Annotated in this window: 1 protein-coding gene; it reads left to right on the top strand. The window is 66.0% G+C overall.

Annotated elements, in window-relative coordinates; translation table 11 throughout:
- A partial coding sequence (locus D7X55_RS47370; RefSeq protein WP_121725813.1) for a GNAT family N-acetyltransferase occupies positions 1-391 on the top strand: 391 nt, incomplete at both ends.

The raw sequence follows: 391 nt of genomic DNA, 5'->3' as shown, positions 1-391 counted from the left end.
CTGTACGCGCTGTACCTGGGCGTGTTCGCGCAGAGCGCGGTGCATTTCGACCAGCTCGACCTGCCCTACTTCCAACACCTGCTGGCCGACAGCCAGGGCCAGGGACGGATGTTCCTGTACCGCCACCAGGGTCTGCTGATCGGCTGGAACCTGTGCTACATCCACGCCGGAAAGCTGGTGGACAAGTACATCGGCCTGGCCTACCCGCAATCACGCGAGCACAACCTGTACGCGGTCAGCTGGATGCAAAACCTCGAGTACGCGCTGCAGCACAGCCTGAGCCACTACGTGGCCGGCTGGACCGACTCGCGGATCAAGGCCGAGCTGGGCGCCCGCTTCACCTCCACCCGGCACGCGATCCACGCTCGCTCCCCGCTGCTGCGCGCTGCCC

The organism is Corallococcus sp. AB049A (assembly GCF_003668885.1).
Classification (GTDB): domain Bacteria; phylum Myxococcota; class Myxococcia; order Myxococcales; family Myxococcaceae; genus Corallococcus; species Corallococcus interemptor.
This window is presented reverse-complemented; position numbering and strand designations above follow the sequence as displayed.